Origin of the sequence: Bradyrhizobium sp., from assembly GCF_016462955.1 — a bacterium.
Classification (GTDB): domain Bacteria; phylum Pseudomonadota; class Alphaproteobacteria; order Rhizobiales; family Xanthobacteraceae; genus Bradyrhizobium.
On the sequence record NZ_JAEMSD010000521.1, the window covers coordinates 1 to 4221 of the forward strand.

The 4221-nt window shown below is 66.1% G+C and carries 3 protein-coding genes and 3 pseudogenes; all 6 read left to right on the forward strand.

All coding sequences use genetic code 11. From position 1 onward, the window contains the following. Nucleotides 1–31: 31 nt before the first annotated feature. Entirely contained in the window at nucleotides 32–472 is a 441-nt protein-coding gene (locus JHD07_RS33325; protein ID WP_291629873.1) for a hypothetical protein, read from the forward strand. Then, nucleotides 469–1162 (forward strand): annotated as a pseudogene (locus JHD07_RS33330) (ABC transporter ATP-binding protein). Before JHD07_RS33325 ends, JHD07_RS33330 begins: the two are co-directional and overlap by 4 nt. Then, a complete protein-coding gene (locus JHD07_RS33335) occupies nucleotides 1128–1355 on the forward strand; it encodes a hypothetical protein (protein ID WP_291629875.1) in 228 nt (75 codons plus the stop codon). Before JHD07_RS33330 ends, JHD07_RS33335 begins: the two are co-directional and overlap by 35 nt. 606 nt (nucleotides 1356–1961) lie before the next feature. Further along, nucleotides 1962–2309, forward strand: a pseudogene (locus JHD07_RS39900) (FtsX-like permease family protein); the annotation flags it as partial. Between the two features lie 854 nt (nucleotides 2310–3163). Beyond that, nucleotides 3164–3367, forward strand: coding sequence for an FtsX-like permease family protein (locus JHD07_RS39905; RefSeq protein ID WP_366865642.1), 204 nt, complete (start codon nucleotides 3164–3166; stop codon nucleotides 3365–3367). Between the two features lie 144 nt (nucleotides 3368–3511). Then, nucleotides 3512–3973: pseudogene (locus tag JHD07_RS33350) on the forward strand (secretion protein HlyD); the annotation flags it as partial. Nucleotides 3974–4221 lie beyond the last annotated feature (248 nt).

Below are 4221 nucleotides of genomic sequence, written 5' to 3' on the forward strand. Positions count from 1 at the left end.
GACTACCGCCACGGCTGATGGAGGCCGTCCGATGCGCAAGGCAGGAGCCGGGTGGACGCTTTCCTCGCTCCTGCTCGCCGGATCGGGAGTTCTGCTGATCGGCGTCGGCATCTACTTCCTGTTCGTCCGGCCCTCGCTGCTGCCCGAGGACATCAGGTTCATGAAATTGACCCCGGCCGAGTTGCAACTGGTCGGAGGCAAACTGGGATCCTGGCTCGTTCACGTGTTTCGCGTGATGGTTGGCTACATCGTCGCGACGGGCGTTCTCGCGATCACCTTGGCGGCCACGTCCTTTCGCGATCACCATCCGCTCGCCGCGGCCGGCGCCACGGTGGCCGGCGCAGCCTCGATCGGCTGGATGGCGGCCGTGAACTTCATGATCGATTCCGACTTCAAGTGGGTGCTGGTGGGAATGGCCGTGGTATGGGCGTTCAGCCTGGCGGCCTTCGCGTGGGAGGCGGCCCGTTCATGACCCAGCCCGTCTTCACGGCGAAAGGACTGACCAAGACCTACGTCTCCGGCGAAGTGAAGGTGCATGCCTTGAACGACGTCGATCTCGAGATCGCCGAGAGGGAGGTCGTGGTGCTGCTGGGGCCGTCCGGCAGCGGCAAGACGACCTTGCTGAACATCATGGGCGGTCTCGACCGCCCGACCAGCGGCAGGCTGTTCTTCCGCGACCTCGACCTGACGGACCTGGAAGACCCCGAGCTCACGAAGTATCGCCGCGACCACGTCGGCTTCGTCTTCCAGTTCTACAATCTGGTGCCGAGCCTCACGGCTTTGGAAAAGGTCACCGAGGTAGCCAGAGACCCGATGCGACCCGCCGACGCTCTTGCGCTCGTCGGCCTGGAAGAGCGCATGCACCACTTTCCGGCCAGCTATCCGGCGGCGGGCAGCAGCGCGTGGCGATAGCCCGCGCGATCGCGAAACGCCCGGCCGTGCTGCTCTGCGACGAGCCGACGGGGCGCTGGCCTCGAAAACCGGTATTCGCGTCATCGAGGCGCTGCTCGGGGTGAACCGGCAGCTCGGCACAACGACCGTCATCATCAGGCACAACGCCAGCATCCAGGAGGTCGCGGACCGGGTGCTGTTCTTCGCCGAGGGACGGATCTCCAGGATCCGGACGAATGAGAGCCGGCGCGACGTGGCCGAGTTCACGTAGTGACGGCATGACGGCGCTCGACATCAAGCTGTTCCGGGACGTCAGGCGGCTCTGGGCTCAGGTCCTCGCCGTCGCGCTGGTCGTCGGGGCCGGCGTGGCGACGCTGGTGCTCGCGGTCGGCTCCCATCGCTGGAGGAGACCCGGATCGCGTACTACGAACGCTACGGCTTCGGCGACGTGTTCGCGCAAGTGAAGCGCGCCCCCAAGGCGCTCGCCTGCAGGATCGGCGAGATACCCGGCGTCGCCCGCCGTCGACACCCGGATCGCCAAGCTCGCGTTGCTGGACATTCCTGGGTTCTCGGAGCCCGCCAGCGGCCAGTTCGTTTCGCTGCCTGACAACGGCGAGCCGTATCTCAACCGGCTCTACATCCGTTCCGGACGCCTTCCGGAGGCGGGTCGGACGGATGAGGTGCTGGTCAACGAGCCCTTCGCGCGGGCTCACGGGTTCGCCGAGGGTGCGCGCTTTTCGGCCATCCTGAACGGAAAGAAGCGCGAACTCGTCATCGTCGGCACGGCGCTGTCCCCCGAGTTCGTCTACACCGTCGGGCCGGGCGACCTGATGCCGGACGACCGCTGCTACGCCATCGTCTGGATGTCAGAGAAGGCGCTCGCCGGCGTCTACGATCTCGACGGCGCTTTTTCGGCGGTATCGGTCAAGTTGCAGCCCGGAGCATCCGAGCACGAAGTAAGCGCGCGGCTCGACGCATTGCTTGACCCGTACGGCGGGCAGGCGGCCCACGGCCGAAAGGACCAGACCCCGCACGCCTGGCTCGATCATGAGCTCGACATGCTCAACAACATGAGCCGGACGCTTCCGCCGATCTTCCTGCTCGTGGCGGCATTCCTGGTCAATCTCACCCTGACCCGGCTGGTCGCGCTCGAGCGCGAGCAGATCGGTCTGCTCAAGGCGCTGGGCTATTCGGATGGCAGCATCGTGCTGCACTACTCCAAATTCGTCGCAGTGAACGTCGTAATCGGAATCACGCTGGGCGGCGTCGCCGGAACATGGCTCGGATTGCGCGTCACCGGGCTGTTCGGCGACTTCTTCCACTTCCCATTCCTGGTGTTCGCGAAAGCGCCGGACCTGTACGTCACCGCGGGCGCGCTCAGCGCGGGCGCCGCCGCGATCGGCGCGCTGCGCGAAGTGGTGAAGCTGCCGCCGGCCGTCGCCATGCAACCGTCGGCCCCGCCGGTCTATCGGCTGCTGCTGCCGGCGAGCATCCAGCTCGACCAATTCGTATCGCAGCCGACGCTGATGATGATCCGCAACATCGCGCGGCATCCCGTCCGGGCCGCGTTCACGACGCTTGGCATGGCCGCGATCCTGGTGGTCTCGCTGTTCACGCGGGACACCATGGAGCAACTGATCGACGTGACTTACTTCCTCGCCGACCGGCAGGACGCGACCATCGGCTTTTCCGAGAAGCGGATCGAGAACGTGGTGGAACAGGTGAGCCGGCTTCCGGGCGTTCTCGCCGGGGAGCCGTTCCGCGAAGTGCCAGTGCGGATCCGCCACGGCAACGTCGAAAGGCGGATCACGATCAGCGGCCGGCCCGCCGATGCCGACCTCAGGCGCATCATCGACGCCGACCTCCGGCCCGTCGTGCTTCCGGAGACGGGCCTCGCGATCTCCAGCATGCTCGGTCACATCCTCGGGGTCGGGGCCGGCGACACCGTCGAGCTCGATCTGCTGGAGGGCGCTCGTCGCACCGTGACGATGCCGATTGTGGCCACCGTCGAGGACTACTTCGGCATCCGGGGAATAATGGACATCGAGGCGCTCCGGAAGCTGATGCGCGAGGCGCCCGTGGTTAACAGTGTGAACCTCAGCCTCGACGAGAATCGGAAGGAGGACTTCTACTCGGCGGTGAAATCCATGCCGTCGGTCGGCGGCGTGGCGCTGCAGCGGGTGTCGCTGGCGAACTTCCGCAAGACCGTCGCGCTGCTCATCACCAGGATGGCGAGCATCTACACCGGGCTCGCCGCCGTGACGCGTTCGGAGTGGTCTACAACAACGCCCGGATTTCGCTCTCCGAGCGCGCCCGTGAGCTGGCGAGCCTTAGGGTGCTCGGCTTCGCGCGCGGCGAAGTGCTGCGCATCCTGCTGCTCGAGCTTACCCTCCTCACCCTGATCGCCCAGCCGCCGGGGTGGCTGATGGGCTACGGCCTCGCATGGGTCATGAAGACGAACCTGCAGGAGAACTGATGCGCGTCCGGCTGGTGGTGGCACATTCGACGTACGTCATCGCCACGTCGGTCGTGGTGCTGGCTGCGGTCGCCTCCGCAGCGGTGATCCGCGAACGCATCGATAACTGAACCTCGTCGCGGTCCTCAAGACGCGAGACTGGCCATGCCGGCAAAGTGGATCAACCGCATCATCGGTGCCGCGGCCCTGGCCGCGATCGCGGGGGGACTGGCTTGGTTCGCCTGGCCACGCCCGATTCTGGTGGATCTCGCCACCGTCGCTAGAGGCCCGATCGAGGTCACGGCCGACGATGACGGCAAGACGCGTGTCCGCCACGTCTACACGGTCTCGGCGCCGATCGCAGGAAAAGTCCTGAGGATCTCGCATCCGCTCGGCAAGCACGGTCCTTCGCTTCACGTCGGCGACGAGGTGGTCGCTGGCCAAACCGTTGTCGCCGTGATGCAGCCGACGCTTCCGGGTTTCATCGACGTGCGTTCGCGGGATCAGCTCCAAGCCAAAGTCTTGGCTGCGGATGCCGCCATCCAGCAGCAGGAGGCCGAGGTGCAGCGGATCGACGCCGCGCTGGACTTCGCCCGCACCGAATTCCAGCGGGCGCAGACGCTCATTTCCGTCCCGGTGAGCCTCGGGCACCGGAACCACCGCATGACGGAGGTCCTCTCCGGCCTCGTTGCGGGCGATCGGGTGGTGCTTCACCCCAGCGACCGAGTAGGCGATGAAAGCAGGATCGCGCAGCGGAAAGGGTATTGACTCCCGCGCGATTCTGCCAGTCGAGCCGAAGGTGCTGACAGGTGTCCCTGGACGATGAGGATCGAAACTGGAGCCCGCCGCGGACGAAGTACCCGGCGAACTCGTCC

Coding starts and splice junctions, on each gene's coding strand:
- JHD07_RS33325 (WP_291629873.1), top strand. CDS start 32: ATGCGCAAGGCAGGAGCCGGGTGGACGCTTTCCTCGCTCCTGCTCGCC.
- JHD07_RS33335 (WP_291629875.1), top strand. CDS start 1,128: ATGAGAGCCGGCGCGACGTGGCCGAGTTCACGTAGTGACGGCATGACG.